The following is a 21,783-nucleotide window of genomic DNA, read 5'->3' on the forward strand; positions in this document are numbered from 1 at the left end:
TCCATGACGCTTCGCCGGGACTGACCCATTATTACGGGGACTAACAGTTCCTGATCCGGGCCGCGCTTGAACCGCCGCAGGGCCTATGCCATAGCCAAATCTGAGGAAACGGGCCCGCCCGCCAAGCCAGGCGGCAGGCCCTTTTCAATGCATCAAATCTTGATGTCCAGGCCTTTTGCGCCGGCGGACAAGCGTATCGAGGGCTAGAGAATGACCCAGACGAGCGGCCTGATGGCGGGCAAACGCGGCATCATCATGGGCGTCGCCAACAACAGGTCCATTGCCTGGGGCATCGCCAAGGCCATCCATGCACAGGGCGGCGAAATCGCCTTTACCCACCAGGGCGACGCGTTGAAGAAGCGCGTGGAGCCCCTGGCAGCCGAAATCGGCGCCGTGATGGCCGGCCATTGCGACGTCTCCGACGAGGCTTCGATCGACGCCGTCTTCGACAATATCGAGAAGCTCTGGGGCAAGATCGACTTTTTGGTCCATGCCATCGGCTTTTCCGACAAGGACGAGCTGACCGGCCGCTATGTCGATACCTCGCCCGACAATTTCGCCAAGACCATGCAGATCTCGGTCTATTCCTTCACCTCGGTCGCGCGCCGGGCGGAGAAGCTGATGACCGAGGGCGGCTCGCTTCTGACCATGACCTATTACGGCGCCGAAAAGGTGATGCCGAACTACAATGTCATGGGCGTCGCCAAGGCCGCGCTCGAAGCCAGCGTCAAATATCTTGCCGTGGATCTCGGCCCGAAGAACATCCGCGTCAACGCCATTTCGGCCGGCCCGATCAAGACGCTCGCCGCCTCGGGCATCGGCGATTTCCGCTATATTCTCAAGTGGAACGAATATAACGCCCCGCTGCGCCGCACCGTCACGATCGAAGAAGTCGGCGATGTCGGCCTGTATTTCCTCTGCGATCTCTCGCGCTCTGTCACCGGCGAAGTGCATCATGCCGATAGCGGCTATCATGTCGTCGGCATGAAGGCGGTGGACGCGCCTGATATCAGCGTCGTCAAGGACTGATCCAGTCGATCCCGCATCAGCAGGGTCTTTTTACGAAAGGCGGGCATGTCCATCACGGCAGCCCGCCTTTTCCATGTCCGCAAAAGCGCGGCCCCGCGCAAAAGCCCCTCCCCTTGGACATTGACCTGTCTTAAAGCATATTGCGATCTTTCAGATTCACCTTACATGCTTTAAGTCTTTGTTTTGTCACATGTCGTTATCGCAAAGCCGGTAACCACGTCTGCGCGACATGCTCTGGAAGCCGCGCAGAACCACCGTAGGACATCGGCCGGCGGCCTGAAGCCGTCCGATGCCAGCAAGGGAGACCGTGCCACGTGCTGATCTATGTCATCCGTCATGGCCAGACCGACTGGAATGCCGAACTTCGCCTGCAGGGCCAGCGCGACATTGCCCTGAACGACCTGGGACGGCAGCAGGCCACCGGCAATGGCGAAGCCCTCGGGCGGCTGCTCGGCGCCGATGCGGCCCATTTCGACTATGTCAGCAGCCCGCTATGGCGCACACGCGAGACGATGGAGCGGCTGCGAACCGCAATGGGACTTGCCCCCGATGGCTACCGCACCGACGCACGGCTGAAGGAAGTCTCGTTCGGGGACTGGGAGGGGCTGACGCTGCCGGAGGTCGAGGCCCGCGATCCGCAGCGGCTCGCCGCGCGCGATGCGTCCAAATGGGACTTCCTGCCGCCCGGCGCGGAGGCCGAAAGCTATGAGATCCTCTCATGGCGGGTGGCGTCCTGGCTGTCCGAGGTCGACAGGCCGACCGTTTGCGTCTGCCATGGCGGCGTTATCCGCAGCCTGTTCAAGCTGGTGGGCGGCATGGATGGAGACGAGGCCGCACTCGGCGCCATTCCGCAGGACCGGATCCTGCTGCTGCGCGACGGCGCGATTGGCTGGCTCTAGACAAGGTGGCTGCGCAGCACGGGTGCCTTTGCCTGGGAGGCAACGGACAGGACCAATCGACGACGGCCCCATCCGCTGCGAAGCCGGCGCTGTTTATTTGACGATTTCCAGATCGTTGATGACACGCTTGCCGTCGACTTCGGTGTAGAAGACCACGACCTTGACGCCGGCCTTCAGCCCGTCGAAGTCAAATTCCTCGGGCGCCTGGTAGCTCTTGCCGTCATCGAGATGAAGGCTGAGCTTGTCGGTATCGACGCTGGTGATGGTCGCTTCCACATCCGCGCTCTCGGCGAAGGCCGCCAGCGGCGAGAAGACGGCGGCTGCGGCCATCAGGGTCACTACAACAAAACGCATCCCGCTCTCCTCACCGAAAGGCCGATCGCTGCCGGCCCGCATCACCCTTGGACATCGATAAAAGCCGCTCAAACCTGCCCGAAGCCGATTTCTGTACGCCGCGAGGCGGTGAAACGGGCTTGTCTCGAAACGATGCATGTTCGGCACGGAGCGATGTTTGGCGTGTCATTGTGGCGAAAATCGCCCGATGTGGTGACAAATCGATGAACCGTCAAAACTAATTCGTAAGGTATACAATCAGTTAACAAGATCTGCCGAATTTCTGCCACGGTTGCAGACTCATGCGGCTGCATAACCCGCTTAGGAAAAGCTTAGCGCTTTCCTTCTAGCTTGAGGCCAGATTTCATCACCTTCAAGCAATAGGGGCCGTTTTGAGAGACACCGTCAGATCGATCCTGGCTCTGACCCGGCTCGTGCGGTTCTCGGCCCTGTCAAGCCTTTGCGCGATCGCGCTCGTCTTCGCCGTCGGCGCGCTGTTCCGCGCCCAGAAAACGGACATGTTCCAACGGGAGCTGCGCATCAAGGTCGATAGCCAGCTGAGCCTGATTACCACGCAGATCGAGAGTGACATCCGCCTGCGGATGACGGCGCTCAACGGCCTGGCTGACAGCATATCGACCGACACACGCAATGCCGAGCCCGTCTTCGACAGGCTGGCTCCGCTTATCCGCGCGCGCCACGCGGATCTGCTGCGCATCTCGGTTGCCCCTCAAAACCAGGCCACGCTGGTATCGGCGCATAACCCCGATGAGATCGACAGCATCCGCCAGCTGCGGCTCGACCGTTTCCCGGCCATGCGCCGAGCGATCGAGCGCGCCCGCAAGCATGCCAAGCCATCGATCTTCGGCCCCGTGCGCCTGCCCAGCGGCCATACCGCCTTTGAAATCTTCGTGCCGATCTATGACGAGGCCGGGATGCCGGGCCGGCTTTGGGGCGTGATCGAAAGCGCCATGGATGCGGATCACCTGCTGCGCATGGCGCGCCGCTACGACAGCAGCGACGGGCAGCAGCAGGAGGCGGGTGCTCAGGCGATCAGCGTGGCCATCCGCGACGTGTCGCTTAACAACCGTGCCCAGGACCCGTTTTTCGGCCATTATGCAATCTTCTCCGACAATCCGGTGACGCGGGTGCTGGATCTGCATGGCGGGCGCTGGGAAATGGCGGCCACGCCGCAGGGGGGCTGGGCCGTGCCGCCACCCGAGGCGGCGATGATCGACCGGCTGATCGCGGTGAGCATGGCGGCAAGCGGCGCCGTCGCCTTCCTTGTCAGCATGCTGGTGAAGGACCGGCGCGAGACGCGCACCAGACTTGAACGCCGCGAGCGCGAGGTGCTCAGCCTGTCGCAGCGGCTGGACTTCGCACTCAGCGCCTCGGGCATCGGTGTCTGGGATCTGGACCCGGACACCGAAATCCAGACCTGGGACGACCGCATGTACACGCTGCATGGGCGCAGCGCCCAGGAAGGCGTGATCAGCCTGCAGAAATTTCGCAAGACCCTGCATGCCGACGATGTATCGCCCTGCCTGATCGCGCTGCGTCAGGCGCTGCTGCAGGAAAAGGACTATCGCATGGAGTATCGCGTGGTCCTGCCGTTTGGACGGCTGCGCCATATCCGCAGCTTCGGCGCGCCACACCAGGACGCCGCTGGCCGCATGAAGCTGATCGGCATCAGCGTCGACATCACCGACGACGTGATCAAGGCCGAAGCGCTGCGCAAGGCCCATGCCGTGGCCGAGGCGCGCAACCATGCGCTGGCGGAGGCCAACAGCCTGATCGAGCACAACGCCTATCACGATCCGCTGACAGCTCTGGGCAACCGGCGCAAACTGGACCGGCAGCTGGCCGAAATCGCGCACACCGCGGGAGGGCTGGCGGGAACGGCGCTGCTTCACCTCGACCTCGACCGTTTCAAGCAGATCAACGATACGCACGGCCATGCCGCCGGGGATGCCATGCTGATCCATACGGCGCAGGTGCTGCGTCAGTGCGTGACATCCCGGGATCTGGTCGCGCGCATCGGCGGCGACGAGTTCGTCATCGTCATCTCGCCCGCGCCCGACCGGCAGGCGCTGACGGCGCTGGCGGACGAGATCGTCGAGCGCATGCGCCAGCCCCATCAGCACAACGGCGTGACCTGCCGCAGCGGGGTGAGCATCGGCATCGCCCTGGGCGGGCCGATGGCACAGGACGCCGCCGCGCTGATGATCAACGCCGATGTTGCGCTCTACCGCGCCAAGCAGAACGGGCGCAATCGCGTGGAGGTCTACACCGAAGCCCTGCAGAGCGCGGTCACCGTTGGCAAGCGCATGGCCGACGAGATCATGGAAGGGCTGGAACGCAACGAATTCGTGGCCTGGTACCAGCCGCAGGTCGATGCGCGCAGCCACCGGATGGTGGGTGCGGAGGTGCTGATCCGCTGGAACCATCCCCGCCAGGGCCTGCTGGCGCCGGCTGCCTTCCTGCCGGTCGCCGAAGAGATCGGAGTGGTGCCGCTCATCGATGCGGTCGCGCTGCGCCGTGCATTGACGGATCAGCTGCACTGGGCCACTCATAACGTCACGCTGCCCCGGCTTTCGGTCAACGTGTCGGCCCGGCGGCTGGCCGATCCCGACCTGCTCGATTCCTTGAAGGCCATCGACATCCCCGCCGGCCGCATGACATTCGAGCTGGTGGAATCGATCTTCCTCGACGAGAGCAGCCAGACCGTCAGTGCCAATCTCGAAGGACTGAAGGCGCTGGGCATCGCCATCGAGATCGACGATTTCGGCACTGGCCATACCTCCATCCTCGGCCTGTTGCGCACCAAGCCGAACGGGCTGAAAATCGACCGGCGGCTGGTGATGCCGATCCTGACCGAGCCGAGCGCCCGCCGGGTGCTGCGCTCGATCGTCGAGATCGGCCGCGCGCTCGACCTCACGGTGACCGCCGAGGGGGTCGAGACGCTGGAACTGGCGGCGATGCTGGCCGAGCTCGGTTGCACGACCCTGCAGGGCTATGTCTTCTCCCGCCCGCTTCCGCCCGACGCCTTCCTGCAATACATGCTCGACGAAAAGGCGCGTCGGCAACTGATCGTCGCCTGAGCGGCCTCGCCGGCCGCGCCGCCGCGCCTCTCGAAAAACCGGGTGCCACTTTTCCACGACATGCGCTAAGAGAGCGGCACGCACAACAGGCCCGGCCGGCGCCCGGCCGCATTTCCGGTTTGATTGCATGTCTCACAACACCTTCGGCCATCTTTTCCGCGTCACCACCTGGGGCGAGAGCCATGGACCGGCGCTCGGCTGCGTGGTCGATGGCTGCCCTCCGGGCCTCACCTTCACGCTGGCCGAGATCCAGGCCTTCCTCGACAAGCGCAAGCCCGGCCAGTCGCGCTTCGTCACGCAGCGGCGCGAGGAGGATCTGGTGCGGGTGCTCTCGGGCGTCATGCCGAGCGAGGACGGGCAGACGCTGACGACCACGGGCACGCCCGTATCGATGATGATCGAGAACACCGACCAGCGCTCCAAGGATTATGGAGAGATCGCCCGTCGCTACCGTCCGGGCCATGCCGACTACACCTATGACGTCAAATACGGCATCCGCGACTATCGCGGCGGCGGCCGCTCCTCGGCGCGCGAGACGGCGGCGCGCGTGGCCGCGGGCGCCTTGGCACGCAAGGTCGTGCCCGGCCTCACCGTGCGCGCCGCGCTGGTGCAGATCGGCAAGCACAAGATCGACCGCGCCCGCTGGGACTGGGCCGAGATCGACAACAACCCCTTCTTCTGCCCGGATCCTGAGACCGTTCCCGTCTGGGAGGATTATCTCGACACGATCCGCAAGGCCGGCTCCTCCGTCGGCGCCGTGGTCGAAGTGGTGGCCGAGGGTGTGCCGGCGGGGCTCGGCGCGCCGATCTATGCCAAGCTGGACCAGGACATCGCCGCCCTCCTGATGTCGATCAATGCCGTCAAGGGCGTGGAGATCGGCAATGGCTTCGGCGCGGCCGAGATCACCGGCGAGGAGAATGCCGACGAGATGCGGATGGGCAATGACGGCCAGCCGATCTTCCTGTCCAATCATGCCGGCGGCATTCTCGGCGGCATTTCCACGGGACAGCCCGTCATCGCCCGCTTCGCCATCAAGCCGACCTCGTCGATTCTCACCGAGCGCCGCTCGATCGATGCCGATGGCAACAATGTCGATGTGCGCACCAAGGGCCGCCACGATCCCTGCGTCGGCATCCGCGCCGTGCCGATCGGCGAGGCCATGGTGGCCTGCGCCATCGCCGACCACTATCTGCGCGACCGCGGCCAGACCGGACGGCTATCCGCCGGGCACGCGCTCCAAGACTAAAGGAACGCCGTCCGCGCGGTCTCAGACCGGCGCGGCGCCCGCCAGCCAGATGACGCGCTCCAGACCGGAGAATCGCGCGAGGCGGGCAAGCTCTGCCTCCAGCCGCTCATGCCGGCCGGCGGAGGCGCGCAAGCCCGGCTCCCACCAGAGCTTTTTGACCTCCAGCGCGCCCTGTTTGCGGTTGGCCTTCATGTCGATGCGCCCGACCAGGCGGTCGCCCTCCAGCAGCGGGAAGACATAATAGCCATATTCCCGCTTGGCCTCGGGCACGAAGACCTCGATGCGGTAGAAGAAGCCGAACAGGCGCTCGGCCCGTGCCCGATCGCGCAGCATGGGATCGAAGGGGCTGAGCACGCGCAGCCGGGCCGGTGGCGGCGCCAGGTCAGGCAGCCTCGCCTCGAGATCGGCAAGGGCCAAGGCGGCGCGGGCGTTGCCGTCCACGGTTTCGGCCAGGACGGGCACGAGTTCGCCGCGATGGGCCTCCACCCAGGCCTTGGCCTCCTGCGGCGTGACGAGATCCCAGAAGGCGGCGATCTCGCCTGATGTGGCAAAGCCGAGGCGGGCCAGCGCCTCACGGCAGCACCAGTCGATGAAATCCGCCTCGCTGATTTCGGCCTCGAAATGCGCCGGGGGAATCACCCGCTCGGAGAGATCGTAGACCTTCTGGAAATTTTCCCGCCGGCTGATGGCGATCTCACCCGTATGCCAGAGGAATTCGAGCGCGGTCTTGGCCGGGTGCCAGTTCCACCAGCCGCCGCCCTTATGGTCGGGCGCCTCGAAGCTGCGCGAGAGCAGCGCGCCCTCCTCGCGGATGCGGCGATGGACATCCTCCACCACCGGCTCGAATCCATCTGGCCGCAGCCGGCGCCAGCGCTCGCGCAGGATCGGCGCGCGGCGGCGGAAGCGATGCTTCCACGCCGCATAAAAGCGCGTCGGGATCAGGGCCGCATCATGGGTCCAGTTCTCGAACAGGCTGCGTTCGCCCTCCAGCAGATGAACGAGATCCTCCCGCCGGTAGGTCTGCGCGCGCGAGAACAGGATCTGGTGATGCGCCCGCTCCACCGTCTGGATGCTGTCGACCTGAACGAAGCCGAGACGGTCGATGAGCGAGAGAAGCCCCGCCCGGTCGAGCTTGCGCCCGGGCGGATCGGCAAGGCCCTGACGCGCGAGGAAAAGCAGCCGGGCGGTGGGGTTCGAGAGGCGAAGCGTCATGCAGCCAGCCTAGCATTCGTTCTTCCTTTGTTCAAATACCTCCCGCGCAATCGACCGGATTTTCCCCCTTTGCCACCGCCCCGCCGCCGCCATTCACCCGCGTCCCGAAGGCGGAAATCGGCAGCGCATTTCCACGCGACATGCTCTATAAGGCCGCTTTCGACCCGCTTGTGCCAGACAGGATCCGCATCGCCTTGGACATCCGCTTTTCCGCCTGCAGCCTGAGCTATGGCGACCGCCGCGTGCTGGAGCCGCTGACGCTAACGCTCAGCGAACACAGGATCGGCGTGATCGGGCTCAATGGCTCGGGCAAGTCCTCCTTCGCGCGGCTGATCAACGGCCTGCAGGCCCCGACGAGCGGCACGGTGACCGTGAACGGCATCGACACGGCGGCCGACCCGGCAGCGGCCGCCCGCGCCGTGGGCTTCATCTTCCAGACCCCGCAGAACCAGGTGATCCTGCCTGTTGTCGCCGACGACATCGCGCTCGGGCTGACCAGCCGCGGCATGCCAAAGGCAGAAGCACAGGCGCGGACAGAGGCCATCCTCGAGCGTTTCGGCATCGCGGCGCTCGCCCGCCGGCGGGTGCATGAGCTCTCAGGCGGGGAACTGCATCTGGCGGCGCTGGCGAGCGTTCTGGTGACCGAGCCAGATCTGGTGATCTTCGACGAGCCGACCAACCAGCTCGACCTGAAGAACCGGCGCCGTGTGATCGCGGCGATCGCGGGTCTGGACAAGCCGGCGATCGTGGTAAGCCACGACCTGCCGCTGATTGCGGATTTTAAGCGCGTGCTCCTGTTTCACGAAGGGCGGCTGATCGCCGACGGGCCGGCCGAGGCAGTGATCCGCACTTATGAGGCCGTGGCGGCCGGTTCGGATGAAGATGGCGCGGCGGCCAAGCCTGAGGCTGCGCAAGCGGCTGCGAACAGGGCCGAGGGGGCCGCATGCTGACCAGCCTCTATGTCGAGGGCGACAGCTGGATGCACCGCCTGCGCGCCGGCCACAAGCTGGCCCTGCTGCTTGTGGCCGGCATTCTGCTGTCGATCACCGATAGTCTGCTGGTGCTCACGCTGGCGCTGCCCTTCTGCGCTCTGCCCTTCGTGATGCTGCGGCTTTCCTGGTGCGCGATTCGCGCCCGGCTCGGCGGGCTGATGCTGACGATCCTGATTCTGACGGCGGCAACGGCCTGGCTGCAATCGCCCGAGGCCGGGCTGGTCGCCTTCGTCAGGGTCACCGCGCTGGTGCTGCTGGCGGGGGCGGTGACGGCGACGACGGGGATCGCCGAGATGATGGCGGCGCTGACCGTCGCGCTGCGCCCGCTGGAGCGTCTGGGTCTCGCCCGCGCCGAGGATGTGGCCCTGGCGGTCGGCCTCGTCCTGCGCTTCGTGCCCGAAATCGCGCAGCGCCATCAGGCACTCACCGCCGCCCACCGCGCCCGCGGCATCACACCACGCTGGCACCGCACGCTGCCGGCGCTGATCGTGCTGACGCTGAAAGAGGCGGATGATGTTGCCCGCGCCATTGACGCGCGCGGGTTGCGCGGCCACAAAGTCAGGAAGGGCTGAGCACAGGCGATATCCGGCAGGGCCGGAGGGCTCCGAAACGGTTAGCACCCCGGCAGAACATGGGAGCAGCGCAAAGCGATGCTTGCCGCAACCAAAACCTGCTGATCGAGCGGGATGGCGAAAATTGCGTGCAGTTTTCGTCTGGAATCTCCCTTTATCCTTTTGATTGAGGTCATGATGATTTAAAGCCGGACAGGCCGTCAATCATCATGATCCACCTTGCCAATCTGGCCGCCACTGGGCGTGACGGCCGCGACACCCTGCCGAAACCGGCGCGCCAGCCGGCATCGGCCCTTTGCCGAAGGAGCCTTCCGCCATGTCGAGCCGTGATCTCGTCCTCATCGCCCTGTTTGCCGCCATCGTCGTCGTTCTCGGCCTGGTCCCGCCGGTGACGATCGGTCTCTTGCCGGTGCCGATCACGGCCCAGTCCATGGGCGTGATGCTGGCCGGCTGCATTCTGGGCGCCAAGCGCGGCGCGCTCACCTTCCTGCTCGTCATCCTGATGGTGGCGCTCGGCCTGCCGGTTCTGTCAGGCGGACGCGGCGGGCTCGCCATCCTCGCCGGCCCGACGGCCGGCTACATCTTCGGCTGGGTCGCCGGCGCCTTCGTCACCGGCCTGATCGCCGAGCGCCTCGTTCGCGACAGCCAGGGCGGCGCCCGCCAGATCCTCGGCTTCGCGCTCGCTGCGCTGATCGGCGGCGTCGGCGTGGTCTATCTCTTCGGCACGCTCTGGCTCGCCTATGCCAAGGGCATCGCCCTGCCCGCCGCCCTCCTCGGGCAACTGCCCTTCATCCCCGGCGATCTTATCAAGGTGGCGATCGCCGCCCTTGCCGCCCGCTCGGTCATGGTCGGCTATCCGCTGCTGCCGCAGCGGGGCTGAGGGCGCCGATCTGCCGCTTCCGGCTGCGTGCCCGATATTACAGACTGGCCGCGCGATGGAGAGAGACATGAACAGGATGGAGGCCCTGACGGCAAAAAGGCAGGCCGAGCGCCATGGTCGTGCGCGGCATGCGGTCGACGAAATCCGTAAGCGGGCCGCCGAGGCTGGCCTGTCCATACAGCCCGTCGGCTCCTTTGCCCGCGGCGACTTCAGGCTTCATTCCGACATCGATCTTCTGGTGCGCGGCCCCATAGACAGATGCCACCGTGTTGCAGCGGAGCGCATCGTCGCCGAGAGCCTTCGCGGCGTGGATATTCCCTACGACCTGATTTTCGAAGACGACCTGACGGCGGAGCGGTTGGAGGAATTTCTGCGTGACAGCCTTTAGCTAAACGCACGGCGAAACTTGCGCCCCCTTTTTCTTGGGACAAGCCATGCCCCACGCCCGTCCGGCGCTGGACCCACTGGCCTCGGCGCCCTAAGTTTCGCGCCATGACGACGCTGCTTCTCGAACATTCGATCTTTCTTCAGCACCTGGTGCCCGCAGGCCATCCCGAGCGGCCGGAGCGGCTGAAGGCGCTGGCGCTCGCTCTGGAGCATGAGCGCTTCGCGCCGCTCAAGCGCGAAGAGGCGCCGCAGGCGAACGAGGATTTCGTGCTGCTCGCCCATCCCGAGAGCCATCTGCGCCAGGTGATGTCGGTGATCCCCGAAGAGGGTATCAACTCCTTCGAGGCCGACACCCATGCAAGTCCGGCCTCGCTGCAGGCGGCGCTGACGGGCATTGGCGGCGCGGTGGCGGCGGTGGATGCCGTCTTTACCGGCAAGGCCGACAATGCCTTCGTGGCCGCACGGCCGCCGGGCCACCATGCGGAGAAGGAGAAGGCCATGGGCTTCTGCTTCTTCAACAATGCCGCCATTGCCGCCCGCCATGCGCAGCAGGTCCATGGGGCCGAGCGCGTGGCCATCGTCGACTGGGACGTGCATCACGGCAATGGCACGCAGGACATCTTCTGGGACGATCCCTCGGTGCTCTTCTGTTCCACCCACCAGATGCCGCTCTATCCCGGCACCGGCGCCAAGGACGAGGAGGGCCAGCACGGCACGATCGTCAACGCGCCGCTTTCGCCGCACACGGCCGGCGACCAGTTCCGCGAGGCGTTCAAGAGCCGCATCCTGCCAGCGCTGGAAAACTTCCGGCCGGATCTGATCGTCATTTCCGCCGGCTTCGACGCCCATCACCGCGATCCGCTGGCCCAGCTCAACTGGGTGGCCGAGGACTACGACTGGGCGACCGGGCGGCTTCTCGATCTCGCCGGCAAATATGCCGGCAATCGTCTGGTCAGCCTGCTGGAAGGCGGCTACGACCTCGAAGGCCTGGCGGAATCCGCCGGCACGCATATTTTCCGCATGATGAGAGGGTAGACCAATGGCCGTATCGCAGAGCGAGATTTCCGCCCTTTCCTTTGAAAAGGCCGTGGAGGAGCTGGAGGCGATCGTTTCGGCGCTGGAACGCGGCGACGTGGCGCTCGACACGTCCATCGCCTATTACGAGCGTGGCGAAGCCCTGAAGAAGCATTGCGAGGCGCTGCTCTCCGCGGCCGAAGACCGGATCGAGAAAATCCGGCTCGACCGCGCCGGCAAGCCCACCGGCACCGAGCCGCTCGACGGCGCGTAAGCGGGTTCCTTGCGGCACTCCTCGTTCGGCGGGGTTTGGGAGCGTTCCGCTGCCGCAACCGCATCGCATAGACAAAGCGCCTCTTGAAATCCTCCGCCATCGCCATGACCTTGGGGCAATGTGCAACGGGCGAAGCCATAGACCTGCATCTTTGACGGCGTCATAGCCCCCTCACTCTGCCCTCTCCCCGTTGGGGAGAGGAGGACGGTGCCCAAAGCACCACCTGAAACAGAGTGGAGTTCTTGCGGCTTGCTCTCTTCCGCCCGCCGGGAAGAAGATGCTGGCAGGCAGATGAGGGGTAACGCGTTCGAGTGGCGTGCAGTGCGGTTCGAGAGGACGGCGCCGGCAGGCAGCGCCCGGATCAAGAGGATGACGCGGGATCTCAGGCAAAGCCTTGCGGTTTTGCCGCTCTGCTCTGGGAGGACCGATGAGCTTTTTTTCCGGTGAAGACCCGGCCCCCGGCGATGCGGCGGCAAGCCAGGCGATCGAGCAGATCGTCATTCCGCGCTCCAGCGACATTGGCGGCTTTTCGGTGCGCCGGGCGCTGCCGACGGTCAAGCGTCGGCTCGTCGGGCCCTTCATCTTCTTCGACCGCATGGGCCCGGCGCTGATGAAAGCCGGCGAGGCGCTGGATGTGCGCCCGCATCCCCATATCGGCCTGTCCACCGTGACCTATCTCTTCGACGGCGAGATCACCCATCGCGACAGCCTGGGCACCGAGATGGTGATCCGCCCCGGCGACGTGAACCTGATGACGGCGGGGCGCGGCATCGTCCATTCCGAGCGCTCGCCGCAGAACATGCGCGGCACCGTGCGGGGGCTTTCCGGACTGCAGACCTGGCTGGCCCTGCCCGACGGGATGGAAGAGATCGATCCGAGCTTTCGTCACGAGGCCGCCGCAGCCCTTCCGCGATTCGAGGCCGAAGGCGCCTCCGGCCGGGTGGTGATCGGCCATTACGAAGGGTTGAGCGCGCCGGTGAAGGGCTTTTCCGAAACCGTCTATGTCGATCTGCGGCTTGCCCCCGGCGCAAAGGCGCCCTTCTCGCCCTTGTTCGAGGAGCGCGCGCTCTATGTGCTGGAGGGAACGGTGGTGATCGACGGTGCTGAGCATGGCGCTAACAAGCTGATCGTGCTCAAGCCCGGCGCGGCCATGGCTTTGACCGGCGGGGCGCAGGGCGCGCATCTCATGCTGTTCGGCGGGGCGGCGATGAACTCGCCGCGCTATATCTGGTGGAACTTCGCCTCCTCTTCCAAGGAAAGGCTGGAACAGGCCAAGCAGGAATGGGCGACCGGGCGCTTCGATATCGTGCCGGGCGACGAGGAGGAGTTTATCCCCTTGCCCTCGGGGTAAAGTCTTTACCCGCGGGGGAACTCCTTTACTCCCGGGGTGAAATCTTTGTAAGCTCGCCTTTCGCCTTGTCCCGCGCCGCCGACCATGCCGGGTTTTTATGACAGTGCGCTCCTCGTCCTGCCGGAACGCGGATTTGGACTTGAAAGGCGCGGCGCCGGACGATTTAAGAGCCGGCAATGCAGATCAACGGACAAGCGCCCGGCGCTTCCCCTCCTTGACGGGAAGCGTGAGCAAAGGGCGCGGCAATGAGGCCTTCAGCGTGACACAGGTGCCAGTCTCCTCCCCGCCGGTAACGCCGCTTCTCGACAAGGTGGCGCTGCCGGAGGATCTGAAGCGGATCGACGACAAGGATCTGCCGCAACTGGCGGGAGAGCTGCGCGCGGAGATGATCGACGCCGTGTCGCGCACCGGCGGGCATCTGGGCGCGGGGCTCGGCGTGGTCGAGCTGACCATTGCCATCCACAAGGTCTTCGACACGCCGAACGACCGGCTGATCTTCGATGTCGGCCATCAATGCTATCCGCACAAGATCCTCACCGGCCGGCGCGACCGCATCCGCACGCTGCGCCAGGAAAACGGCCTGTCCGGCTTCACCCGCCGGGCCGAGAGCGCCTATGACCCCTTCGGCGCCGCCCATTCCTCCACATCGATCTCCGCCGGCCTCGGCATGGCGGTCGCTTCCGAGTTGAAGGACGAGAAGCGCAACGTCATCGCGGTGATCGGCGACGGCGCCATGTCGGCCGGCATGGCCTTCGAGGCTCTGAACAATGCCGGCGCGCTGGATGCGCGGCTGATCGTCATCCTCAACGACAACGACATGTCGATCGCCCCGCCCACGGGCGCCATGAGCGCCTATCTCGCCCGGCTCGCCTCCGGCCGCACCTATATGGGCATCCGCGATTTCGGCAAGAAGCTGACGGCCTATCTCGGCAAGTCGGTGGACCGGGCAATTACCCGGGCGGTGGAACATGCGCGCGGCTATATGACCGGCGGCACGCTGTTCGAAGAGATGGGCTTCTACCATATCGGCCCGATCGACGGGCATTCCTTCGAGCATCTCCTGCCCGTTCTGCGCAATGTGCGCGACCATGCCCATGGCCCCGTGCTGATCCATGTCGTGACCCAGAAGGGCAAGGGCTATCCGCCGGCCGAGGCCGCCGCCGACAAATATCACGGCGTCAACAGCTTCGACGTCATCACCGGCGCGCAGGCGAAGGTGAAGCCGAACGCGCCCTCCTACACCACCGTCTTCGCCGATGCGCTGCTGGAAGAGGCGCGGCACGATCCCGCGATCGTCGCGGTGACCGCCGCCATGCCATCCGGCACCGGGCTCGACCGCTTCGCCGAGATCCACCCCAAACGCTGCTTCGATGTCGGCATTGCCGAGCAGCATGCCGTCACCTTCGCCGCCGGACTGGCGACCGAGGGGCTGAAGCCCTTCGTGGCGATCTATTCCACCTTCCTGCAGCGCGGCTATGACCAGGTGGTGCACGACGTGGCGCTGCAGGGCCTGCCCGTGCGCTTTCCCATCGACCGCGCCGGCTTCGTCGGCGCCGACGGGCCGACCCATGCCGGCGCCTTCGACACCGCCTATCTCGCTACCCTGCCCGGCTTCGTGGTGATGGCGGCCGCCGACGAGGCGGAGCTGAAACATATGGTGCGCACGGCCGCCGCCTATGACGAGGGCCCGATCTCCTTCCGCTATCCCCGTGGCGAGGGCGTGGGCGTGGACCTGCCGGAGCGCGGCGATATCCTCGCCATCGGCAAGGGGCGCGTGCTTCGCCAGGGCTCGAAAGTGGCGCTCTTGTCCTTCGGCACCCGGCTGTCCGACTGTCTGCTGGCGGCGGAGGATCTCGATGCGGCCGGGCTGTCCACCACGGTGGCCGATGCCCGCTTCGCCAAGCCGCTGGATATGGATCTCATCCGCCAGCTCGCCCGCCACCATGAGGTGCTCGTCACCATCGAGGAAGGGGCCGTCGGCGGCTTCGGCGCGCATGTTCTCCACGCCATGGCGGTGGAAGGCCTGCTCGATGGCGGCATCAAGGTGCGGCCCATGGTGTTGCCCGACGAATGGACGGAACAGTCCAAGCAGGATGCGATGTACCGCAAGGCCGGCCTCGACCGCGCCGGCATCGTCGCCACCGTCTTCGCCGCCCTCGGCCAGAAGCATGAGGCGCTGGGCCTCGGTGCGGCCGGCTGAGGGAACCCTGCGAAGGCTGGGTCACAGGACCAAAAGGCCGCAACCACCGGCTTTCGGCTGAAGCCTTCAGGCGGGATCGTCCAGAACCGCCGGACGGCCTTGCGTCTACCCGATGCTCTGCCCCGATGGCAGCCCGCCCGTCGCTATGGCAGGAGCGGGTAAGCGCCGTCGCGCCAGCCGACGGCGCTCCAGGCGCAGGGCGAGAACGAGCTGAAGCGCGCAGCCGAGCACCAGCATGGCAAGCTGCGACAGAAGCGACGGCGCCTGCGGCGCCATCATCGCGCCTTCCGCCGCCGCCGACAGGAGAATGCCCAGCGCGAAAACCGGCAGGCTGTGGCGCCCGGCGGCCACCAGAGGCCGGCAGATCGGGTGATCGGCAAGCGTCGCGACCAAGCGGATGTTCCAGGCGAGATAGAGCAGCGCCAAGACATTGACGATGCGCAGCGGCGCGCAATTCGTCTTCGACACCAGGAGATGGTAGAGGCTGCCGAAAGGCGGGGCGATCCAACCCTCGGAAACCGAGAGGCTGACCGGCGCGGCGATCAGGCAGAACAGCGCCGCGCCGGCGAAGACCAGGGGATGGAAGGGCAGCATCGGCCGCCCCGCCTTCAGCCGGTCGCCGAGCACGATGCCGATGACGAACAAGAACTGCCAGGAGAGCGGATCGAAATACCAGGCCTGTTCCGGCAGGGCGAAATTCGGCAGGTTCACCCGCGCCAGCCCCGAGACCAGCCAGACCAGCGCCGAGCCGAGGAGAAGCAGGGGCAGGCTGCGCCGGCGCAGCCAGAACAGCGCGGGCGCGGCAAGTAGGAACAGAATGTAGATCGGCAGGATATCGAGATTGCCCGGCAGGAACACGAGCAGCGCGGCCTCCGCAAGCCGCAAGACCGGCGCGCTCCAGAAATCTGCAAGCTCCAGCGCCGCCTCGTAGCGCGGCTCGAACGGCGCCAGCAGCAGCGAGGCCGACAGGAAGAGAGCGACCAGCAGGAGATGTGTTTCGTAAAGCACCAGGGCCCGGCGGCCGGCGGCGCGAACGCCATCAGCAAAGGCCAGCCGGCCATAGGCAAGGGCGGCCGAGACGCCGGCCAAGAGCACGAAGAGATCCGCCGCATCGGCAAAGCCGCGCGCATGCTGCAGCCGGTCGGAAAAGCCGAAGCGTGCATGAGCGGCAAAGATCAGGAGAAGCGAAAGCCCCCTGAGGAGATCGATCCGATGTTCGCGCATGCCCTGTCCCCCGCCTCCCCTTTCTGCTGCATCCTGCCTGCGCCCGCGTCCTGCCTGACCAATCGGCGCCGTCGGGCGATTCCGCTTGGCCGCTTCGCGGACGAATTGCCGGCCGTGTGCACCTCAATGGCCGGGCAGCGCCCCTAGAGCATCGGATTGAAAATCATACGCAGTCTGATGTTTTACAACTTTGATTTTTCATGGAATTTTCCGAAAACCGGTTCCCGCTTTTTGGCCCGATGCTCTGATCGGCCCGCACCTTGGGTGGCCCGGTTTGACCATGCATGCCCCCCGCTGCAACCCGCCATGCAGATAGAAGCGATCATGGGCCTGGGCTGTTAGCGTTGCATGCGCGAGATCGCGACAATTCGAACGACCGGCGAATTTTGCGCATCGGATTGTCCATCATCTGTTTTGCGAGGCGGACATTGCTTCGGGCTGACGCCGAAAAGGCCGGCAATGTGCGATCCGCATGTGATCCTCCGCTTTCCTGTCACGCGCCGCGCGGGGCGAAGAGAATGACGGCCGCTCCGGCCAGGCAGAGCACGGCGCCTGCGCCGTCCCAGCCATGCGGCCGCTGCCCTTCCGCCGCCCAGAGCCACAGGAGCGAGGCGGCGATATAGACGCCGCCATAGGCCGCGAAGGCCCGTCCAGCCGCATCGCTCTCCACCCGCGTCAGCAGAAAAGCGAAGCTTGCCAGCGCGGCGAGGCTCGGCGCCAGCCACCAGACCGACCGCCCCAGCCGCGCCCAGGCCCAGAAGCCGAAACAGCCGGCGATTTCCGCCAGGGCGGCGGCGGCATAGGTGAGGAAGGTCATGGTGGTTCCTGCAATGCTGGAGGGTCTGAAGGAGTGGTGGGGCGGACCGGCGCGCCTCTGCCAGACGGCGGCGGTCTTGTCGGTCCCGCGCCCGACCGGTGGTACGCAGCCAAGACCGGCATTAAGGGCGATATATGAGCGGACATGCCAGCGTCACGCCGGCAGGATAGAGCATCGGACCGAAAAGGGCATCCGCCAGGAAAGAAGGATCGCGGCTGACGGGCCAATGGAGGGCTGTCGAGGACAGCCACCGCAAGAGGCATAGGAATGGGCATCAGGAACTATCTGATCGACGGCGTTTCTTGCAGCGGCAAGACGACGGTTGCAACCGCGCTCGCACGGCGCGGCCATCACGTCATCCACGGCGACCGCGTGCTGGCCCGGCGCGGCGATCCGAAAACCGGCGCGCCGCTGGACAAGGCGCAGGAGCGCGACGATCCGGCATGGCGCCATGCCCATCACATCTGGCCCCTGGACCGGGTGGCCGCGCTGTGCACCGACCCCGCCCATCCCGTCACCTTCTTCTGCGGCGGCGCGCGCAACAGCCATCAGTTTCTGGCGCTGTTCGACCGGATCTTCGTGCTCGCGCTCGACCGGCAAACCCTGATCGATCGGCTTGCCACGCGACCGGCCGATGAGTTCGGCGCCACGCCGGCCGAGCGGGCGCTGATCCTGCGGCTGCACGAAACGGGGGAAGACCTGCCGGCCGGCGCCACCCTTGTCGACGCCACCCTTCCGCTGGCCCAGGTGGTGGACGCGATCTTGCAGGGCTGTAGACTGGAGACGTAGCGGGCGCTATGCCGTCGATCCATCCGCGAGAGCCACCGGGCGGACCGGCGGCCGCGCGGAAAGAGTCTTCAGCCGCAGCATCAGGAGGAAGGCCAGGCCGCTCAGGAGCACCATCAGGCCGAGCGTGGCCGAGGCGCCGGAGCGGGTGATGAGGCCGGAGAGTATAGGCGCGGCCAGCGCCGTCGTCAGGTTCATCGGCAGGGCGATGGCCGAGACCGCGGCGGCATAATCCGCCTTCTGATAGAAGGCGAGCGGCATGGTGGCCCGGGCCACGGCAAAGGCGCCGCTGCCCAGGCCGAACAGAGCGAGGCAGAGACCGAGCGCGACCGGCCCGGCGCCGAAGAGGAGCAGCACCAGGAGCCCGCAGGGAATGAGCGCGCCGGCCACCAGCCCTGTCGACAGCGCGCTCCAGCGCTTGCCGCCCACAAGCTCCACCAGCCGGCCCGAGACCTTGAGCACGCCGAGGAAGGAGGCAAGGCCGATGGCCAGCGCCGGATCGGCGCCGAGCACGCGAAACAGGGTGATGCCCACTGCCTCCATGCCGGAGGTGACGAAGCTGTTCAGCGCGATGGCCAGCACCAGGAACCAGAAAATCTGCCCGCGCAGCGCGCGCTTGGACGCGGGAGAGGCAGGCGACATCTCCTGATCCGATGCGATGGCGGCTTCGGGCTGGCGAAGCCCCGCAAGCACCAGCGGCGCGACAGCGAACGCCATGACGGCCGCATAAATCTCAAGCGTCAGGCGCCAGCCGGCCAGATGCTCCAGCGCGGCGGTCAGCGGCCAGAAGAGACTGCCGGCCAGCCCCGTCACCAGCATCAGCATGCCGATCAGCCCGCGCGCCCGCTCTCCCGCGACATCGGCGAGATGGACATAGGCGGCTGTGGTGAGAAACAGCGCACCTGCCACGCCCATCAGCCCCCAGGCGAAAAGAAAGGGCACCAGACCGGTGCAAAGACCCAGGCCGGCAAGCCCCAGCGCAAGTCCAACCGCACCGACCGCCATCGCCCGCCGCGCGCCGATGCCGCGAAACGCCCGACCGGCCAGCGGCGCGGCCAGCCCCATGGCGACATAAAACACCGCCGTGCCGAGGAAGACTAAGGGCAAGGGCACGGCGAGATCCGCCGCGATGGCAGGAGCGAGCACGGCCAGAACACCGGTCGTGCCCCAACCGGTCGTCTGGGTGATGGCAAGGGTGAGAAACAGGCTGAGGTCGCGGCGCATCCTGCAAAGCTAAAGAGGTCCGATGTCACTTTTGCAACAAGCGGGCCGACAGGCTGCTTGCCCGATCAAGGCAGCAGGAGGATGCTGCCCGCCGTGCGCCCGGCCTCGAGATCGGCCTGGGCCTGCGCGGCATCCGCCAGGGCATAGCGATGGGCAGGCGCAGGCAGAAGGCCGTCCTTGAGCGCGGCGAGAACGGCCCCGGCGGCGATGGCATAGGTTTCTTTCTCGGCCGCATAGGCCATGACGCTGGGACGCGCGAGACTGAGAGAGCGCATCGGACCGATGTCTTCGACAGCAACAGGCGGAATGGGCCCGCCGGCCTGGCCGATGGAGGCGACGGTGCCGAAGCGGCGGGTGGCGGCGAGGCTTCTCGCCAGCATGGTGCCGCCAATGCCATCGATGGCGAAATCCACGCCACGCCCATTCGAAAGCGCCAGAACTTCTGCCACGAGATCGGCATCGCGGCCAATGATGACGTGATCGGCACCGTTGGCGCGGGCGATATCAGCCTTTTGCGGCGTGCCAGCCGTGCCGATCACCCGTGCGCCGAGGCGCCTGGACCAGCGGGTGAGCACGGCGCCGAGCCCACCGGCCGCCGCATGGATGAGCAGCAGGCTGCCGGGGCCGACGGGAAAGGTGCGCGTCAGCAGCAGATGGGCGGTCATGCCGCGCAGGAAGGCCACGGCCGCCTGCTCCATCGCCAGATCGTCCGGCAGCGGGATCGCCCGCCAGGCCGGCAGCAGCCGGGTGGCGGCATAGGCGCCGGGCGCGCCGGCATAGGCCACGCGATCGCCCGGCTTCAGCCGCTCCACCCCGCGCCCCACAGCCTCGACCACGCCCGCCCCCTCTACGCCGAGCACGGCGGGCAGCGGCAGCGGGTAGAGGCCAAGGCGATGGTAGATATCGATGAAATTGACGCCGATCCCCTGATGGCGCAGACGGATCTCGCCCGGCCCGGGTTCCTCGGGCGCGCAGGCCGAGAGACGGAGGCCTTCGATGCCGCCGGGGGCGATGAGTTCGATCTTCTGGTCCATGATCTTCTCCTTGCTCCTTCCTGAGGTCGTCGCCGCGCTTGAACAGCGCCGACGCCACGGAGAATGCGCGCTGGCGATCCGATCGAAAATTCCCTATCCTCTCCCCTTCAACGTGAAGAAATTCACCTTCTGCACGAGCGCCCTCGATGAAGCATCGGTGGCCTGAGCCGCGCTCTTACCAAGGGCTGACGCAATGAACTGGGACGATCTGCGCCATTTCGGCGCTCTGGTGCAGGCGGGCTCGCTCTCGGAAGCTGCGCGCCGGCTGAATGTGGAGCATGCCACAGTGGCGCGCCGCATCGCCGCGCTGGAGGCCGAGCTAACCCTGACGCTGGTGGACAGGCGCGGCCGGCGCTGGGTGCCCACGGCGGATGGCCTGCGCATCGCCGAAATTGCCAGGCGGATGGAAACGGAGGCGCAGGCGATCCGCCGTGCCGCCCAAGGCGCACAGCGCGCGCTGATGGGCACAGTGACGATCAGCGCCCCGCCAGCGCTCGGCGCCGCGCGGCTGGCCGCGCCGATGGTGGCGCTGCAAAACACCCATCCCGGCCTGACGATCCGGCTGATCGGCGAGGTGCGCAGCGCCTCGCTTGCCCGGGCTGAGGCCGACATGGCCATCCGCCTCAGCCGTCCGCAGGAGGGGGATCTGACCATCACCAGGATCGGCCGCATGGGGTTTCGCCTCTATGCCGCGCCCTCTTTTCTCGCGGCCCATGGGCCTGAGGAATGGCGCTTCATCGGCAATGACGGCGCGTTGACCGCCACGCCGCAACAAGAGGCACTCGAAACAGCTGCGGCGGGACGGCCGATCACGATCACGGCAAGCAGCGTCGAGATACAGCATGCGGTGGTGCGCGCGGCTGGCGGCATCGCGCTTCTGCCGGATTTTCTCGGCGCCGAGGATCCCGCGCTGATCCCCGTGCCGCCGGGCAAGGAGATGCTCAGCCGCGACATCTTTCTTCTCGTCCACAGCGAACTGCGGCGGGCCGCGCCGATCCAGGCGGTCGCGTCCGCGATTAAGACGGCCTTCCGCCAAGCGCCCTCCGGCGGGAACGAAGAGGACGGGCCCTCAGAGGACGGATCGGCCAGCGACCGGCAATCATGAGCCGCGCGTTGCCGAAGGCCCGGCGGAGGACTGCCGTCGCGTCCGCGTCCTTGTCGGAACCGTCTTTCTCCCTCATTTTCCTGTCCTTGCTCGGCACTCGCTT

Annotated in this window: 20 protein-coding genes and 1 pseudogene; 15 read left to right on the forward strand and 6 right to left on the reverse strand. The window is 66.3% G+C overall.

Going from position 1 to position 21,783, the window contains the following annotated elements:
* Positions 1 to 210: 210 nt before the first annotated feature.
* Complete coding sequence (gene fabI, locus BJF92_RS15440) at positions 211 to 1,029, forward strand: enoyl-ACP reductase FabI (RefSeq protein ID WP_075635652.1); 819 nt, start codon at positions 211 to 213, stop codon at positions 1,027 to 1,029.
* 314 nt (positions 1,030 to 1,343) lie between these two features.
* Complete coding sequence (locus BJF92_RS15445; protein WP_075635653.1) at positions 1,344 to 1,928, forward strand: histidine phosphatase family protein; 585 nt, start codon at positions 1,344 to 1,346, stop codon at positions 1,926 to 1,928.
* Between the two features lie 93 nt (positions 1,929 to 2,021).
* Here BJF92_RS15445 and BJF92_RS15450 read toward each other — a convergent pair whose 3' ends face one another.
* Positions 2,022 to 2,282 carry a DUF1344 domain-containing protein gene (locus BJF92_RS15450; RefSeq protein ID WP_075635654.1) on the reverse strand — a complete coding sequence of 87 codons (261 nt, stop codon included), beginning with the start codon at positions 2,280 to 2,282 and terminating at the stop codon, positions 2,022 to 2,024.
* 371 nt (positions 2,283 to 2,653) lie between these two features.
* On the opposite strand from BJF92_RS15450, the gene BJF92_RS15455 reads away from it, so the two are divergent.
* Together BJF92_RS15455 and aroC are read left to right on the forward strand one after the other, a co-directional pair.
* Complete coding sequence (locus tag BJF92_RS15455) at positions 2,654 to 5,362, forward strand: EAL domain-containing protein (RefSeq protein ID WP_078058095.1); 2,709 nt, start codon at positions 2,654 to 2,656, stop codon at positions 5,360 to 5,362.
* Positions 5,363 to 5,489: 127 nt separating this feature from the next.
* The gene (gene aroC, locus BJF92_RS15460; protein WP_075635655.1) at positions 5,490 to 6,608 is read left to right on the forward strand and encodes a chorismate synthase; all 1,119 of its coding nucleotides are present in this window, start codon (positions 5,490 to 5,492) and stop codon (positions 6,606 to 6,608) included.
* Positions 6,609 to 6,629: 21 nt separating this feature from the next.
* Here the strand turns inward: aroC and BJF92_RS15465 are convergent, their stop codons facing one another.
* Positions 6,630 to 7,820: a winged helix-turn-helix domain-containing protein gene (locus BJF92_RS15465; protein ID WP_075635656.1), complete on the reverse strand. Its 1,191-nt coding sequence runs from the start codon at positions 7,818 to 7,820 to the stop codon at positions 6,630 to 6,632.
* 194 nt (positions 7,821 to 8,014) lie between these two features.
* Between BJF92_RS15465 and BJF92_RS15470 the strand changes: the two are divergent.
* The 8 genes and pseudogenes from BJF92_RS15470 to dxs all read left to right on the forward strand — a co-directional run.
* A pseudogene (locus BJF92_RS15470) lies at positions 8,015 to 8,689 on the forward strand (energy-coupling factor ABC transporter ATP-binding protein); the annotation flags it as partial.
* A 74-nt stretch (positions 8,690 to 8,763) separates the two neighbouring features.
* The gene (locus tag BJF92_RS15475) at positions 8,764 to 9,384 is read left to right on the forward strand and encodes an energy-coupling factor transporter transmembrane component T family protein (protein ID WP_078058098.1); all 621 of its coding nucleotides are present in this window, start codon (positions 8,764 to 8,766) and stop codon (positions 9,382 to 9,384) included.
* Positions 9,385 to 9,700: 316 nt separating this feature from the next.
* Positions 9,701 to 10,264 (forward strand): biotin transporter BioY, encoded by a 564-nt coding sequence (locus tag BJF92_RS15480; protein WP_075635658.1) that lies wholly within the window; start codon positions 9,701 to 9,703, stop codon positions 10,262 to 10,264.
* A gap of 76 nt (positions 10,265 to 10,340) precedes the next feature.
* Positions 10,341 to 10,652 carry a nucleotidyltransferase domain-containing protein gene (locus tag BJF92_RS15485; protein WP_245294779.1) on the forward strand — a complete coding sequence of 104 codons (312 nt, stop codon included), beginning with the start codon at positions 10,341 to 10,343 and terminating at the stop codon, positions 10,650 to 10,652.
* Positions 10,653 to 10,756: 104 nt separating this feature from the next.
* A complete protein-coding gene (locus BJF92_RS15490; protein WP_075635660.1) occupies positions 10,757 to 11,686 on the forward strand; it encodes a histone deacetylase family protein in 930 nt (309 codons plus the stop codon).
* Positions 11,687 to 11,690: 4 nt separating this feature from the next.
* Positions 11,691 to 11,939 (forward strand): exodeoxyribonuclease VII small subunit, encoded by a 249-nt coding sequence (locus BJF92_RS15495; RefSeq protein ID WP_075635661.1) that lies wholly within the window; start codon positions 11,691 to 11,693, stop codon positions 11,937 to 11,939.
* 427 nt (positions 11,940 to 12,366) lie between these two features.
* Complete coding sequence (locus BJF92_RS15500) at positions 12,367 to 13,290, forward strand: pirin family protein (RefSeq protein ID WP_075635662.1); 924 nt, start codon at positions 12,367 to 12,369, stop codon at positions 13,288 to 13,290.
* A gap of 259 nt (positions 13,291 to 13,549) precedes the next feature.
* On the forward strand, positions 13,550 to 15,490 hold the full coding sequence (dxs, locus tag BJF92_RS15505) for a 1-deoxy-D-xylulose-5-phosphate synthase (protein ID WP_075635780.1): 1,941 nt from the start codon (positions 13,550 to 13,552) through the stop codon (positions 15,488 to 15,490).
* Positions 15,491 to 15,595: 105 nt separating this feature from the next.
* Here the strand turns inward: dxs and opgC are convergent, their stop codons facing one another.
* The gene (gene opgC, locus BJF92_RS15510; RefSeq protein WP_075635663.1) at positions 15,596 to 16,714 is read right to left on the reverse strand and encodes an OpgC domain-containing protein; all 1,119 of its coding nucleotides are present in this window, start codon (positions 16,712 to 16,714) and stop codon (positions 15,596 to 15,598) included.
* A 493-nt stretch (positions 16,715 to 17,207) separates the two neighbouring features.
* On the reverse strand, positions 17,208 to 17,531 hold the full coding sequence (locus tag BJF92_RS15515; protein ID WP_075635664.1) for a YnfA family protein: 324 nt from the start codon (positions 17,529 to 17,531) through the stop codon (positions 17,208 to 17,210).
* 267 nt (positions 17,532 to 17,798) lie between these two features.
* Here BJF92_RS15515 and BJF92_RS15520 point away from each other — a divergent pair, with 267 nt between their 5' ends.
* Positions 17,799 to 18,320 carry a DEAD/DEAH box helicase family protein gene (locus BJF92_RS15520; RefSeq protein ID WP_075635665.1) on the forward strand — a complete coding sequence of 174 codons (522 nt, stop codon included), beginning with the start codon at positions 17,799 to 17,801 and terminating at the stop codon, positions 18,318 to 18,320.
* Between the two features lie 6 nt (positions 18,321 to 18,326).
* On the opposite strand, the gene BJF92_RS15525 is transcribed toward BJF92_RS15520, so the two are convergent.
* Entirely contained in the window at positions 18,327 to 19,541 is a 1,215-nt protein-coding gene (locus BJF92_RS15525; RefSeq protein WP_075635666.1) for an MFS transporter, read from the reverse strand.
* A 65-nt stretch (positions 19,542 to 19,606) separates the two neighbouring features.
* Positions 19,607 to 20,575 carry a quinone oxidoreductase family protein gene (locus tag BJF92_RS15530; protein ID WP_075635667.1) on the reverse strand — a complete coding sequence of 323 codons (969 nt, stop codon included), beginning with the start codon at positions 20,573 to 20,575 and terminating at the stop codon, positions 19,607 to 19,609.
* Between BJF92_RS15530 and BJF92_RS25610 the strand changes: the two genes are divergently transcribed.
* Complete coding sequence (locus BJF92_RS25610) at positions 20,574 to 20,741, forward strand: hypothetical protein (RefSeq protein ID WP_158032237.1); 168 nt, start codon at positions 20,574 to 20,576, stop codon at positions 20,739 to 20,741. The genes BJF92_RS15530 and BJF92_RS25610 overlap by 2 nt on opposite strands.
* A gap of 27 nt (positions 20,742 to 20,768) precedes the next feature.
* Entirely contained in the window at positions 20,769 to 21,680 is a 912-nt protein-coding gene (locus BJF92_RS15535) for a LysR family transcriptional regulator (RefSeq protein ID WP_075635668.1), read from the forward strand.
* The last annotated feature ends 103 nt before the right edge of the window (positions 21,681 to 21,783 follow it).

Origin of the sequence: Xaviernesmea rhizosphaerae (genome assembly GCF_001938945.1) — a bacterium.
GTDB classification, from domain to species: Bacteria; Pseudomonadota; Alphaproteobacteria; order Rhizobiales; family Rhizobiaceae; genus Xaviernesmea; species Xaviernesmea rhizosphaerae.

Coding starts and splice junctions, on each gene's coding strand:
- fabI (WP_075635652.1), top strand. CDS start 211: ATGACCCAGACGAGCGGCCTGATGGCGGGCAAACGCGGCATCATCATG.
- BJF92_RS15450 (WP_075635654.1), bottom strand. CDS start 2,282: ATGCGTTTTGTTGTAGTGACCCTGATGGCCGCAGCCGCCGTCTTCTCG.
- aroC (WP_075635655.1), top strand. CDS start 5,490: ATGTCTCACAACACCTTCGGCCATCTTTTCCGCGTCACCACCTGGGGC.
- BJF92_RS15465 (WP_075635656.1), bottom strand. CDS start 7,820: ATGACGCTTCGCCTCTCGAACCCCACCGCCCGGCTGCTTTTCCTCGCG.
- BJF92_RS15475 (WP_078058098.1), top strand. CDS start 8,764: ATGCTGACCAGCCTCTATGTCGAGGGCGACAGCTGGATGCACCGCCTG.
- BJF92_RS15480 (WP_075635658.1), top strand. CDS start 9,701: ATGTCGAGCCGTGATCTCGTCCTCATCGCCCTGTTTGCCGCCATCGTC.
- BJF92_RS15485 (WP_245294779.1), top strand. CDS start 10,341: ATGGAGGCCCTGACGGCAAAAAGGCAGGCCGAGCGCCATGGTCGTGCG.
- BJF92_RS15490 (WP_075635660.1), top strand. CDS start 10,757: ATGACGACGCTGCTTCTCGAACATTCGATCTTTCTTCAGCACCTGGTG.
- BJF92_RS15495 (WP_075635661.1), top strand. CDS start 11,691: ATGGCCGTATCGCAGAGCGAGATTTCCGCCCTTTCCTTTGAAAAGGCC.
- BJF92_RS15500 (WP_075635662.1), top strand. CDS start 12,367: ATGAGCTTTTTTTCCGGTGAAGACCCGGCCCCCGGCGATGCGGCGGCA.
- opgC (WP_075635663.1), bottom strand. CDS start 16,714: ATGCGCGAACATCGGATCGATCTCCTCAGGGGGCTTTCGCTTCTCCTG.
- BJF92_RS15515 (WP_075635664.1), bottom strand. CDS start 17,531: ATGACCTTCCTCACCTATGCCGCCGCCGCCCTGGCGGAAATCGCCGGC.
- BJF92_RS15520 (WP_075635665.1), top strand. CDS start 17,799: ATGGGCATCAGGAACTATCTGATCGACGGCGTTTCTTGCAGCGGCAAG.
- BJF92_RS15525 (WP_075635666.1), bottom strand. CDS start 19,541: ATGCGCCGCGACCTCAGCCTGTTTCTCACCCTTGCCATCACCCAGACG.
- BJF92_RS25610 (WP_158032237.1), top strand. CDS start 20,574: ATGATCTTCTCCTTGCTCCTTCCTGAGGTCGTCGCCGCGCTTGAACAG.
- BJF92_RS15530 (WP_075635667.1), bottom strand. CDS start 20,575: ATGGACCAGAAGATCGAACTCATCGCCCCCGGCGGCATCGAAGGCCTC.
- BJF92_RS15535 (WP_075635668.1), top strand. CDS start 20,769: ATGAACTGGGACGATCTGCGCCATTTCGGCGCTCTGGTGCAGGCGGGC.